Below are 499 nucleotides of genomic sequence, written 5' to 3'. Positions count from 1 at the left end.
ACGCGGCGTTGCTCCGTCAGACTTTCGTCCATTGCGGAAGATTCCCTACTGCTGCCTCCCGTAGGAGTCTGGGCCGTGTCTCAGTCCCAGTGTGGCCGATCACCCTCTCAGGTCGGCTACGCATCGTTGCCTTGGTGAGCCGTTACCTCACCAACTAGCTAATGCGCCGCGGGTCCATCTGTAAGTGGTAGCCGAAGCCACCTTTTATGTCTGAACCATGCGGTTCAAACAACCATCCGGTATTAGCCCCGGTTTCCCGGAGTTATCCCAGTCTTACAGGCAGGTTACCCACGTGTTACTCACCCGTCCGCCGCTAACATCAGGGAGCAAGCTCCCATCTGTCCGCTCGACTTGCATGTATTAGGCACGCCGCCAGCGTTCGTCCTGAGCCAGGATCAAACTCTCCGATAAAGTGTTTGACTGACTACGCACATCGCTGTGCGATTTATTTAAAACTTTGAATTAACAGGTACGTTTTGTCTTGTTTAGTTTTCAAAGA

The 499-nt window shown here is 53.1% G+C and carries 1 rRNA gene; it reads right to left on the bottom strand.

The features are described 5' to 3' along the window. Positions 1-411, bottom strand: a 16S ribosomal RNA gene (locus RUW00_RS22795); the annotation flags it as partial. Between the last annotated feature and the right edge of the window lie 88 nt (positions 412-499).

The organism is Bacillus sp. IS1 (assembly GCF_032461585.1).
Lineage (GTDB): Bacteria > Bacillota > Bacilli > Bacillales > Bacillaceae > Bacillus > Bacillus velezensis.
The sequence above is the reverse complement of the archived record's forward strand: the minus strand, read 5'-3'. Positions and strand labels throughout refer to the sequence as shown.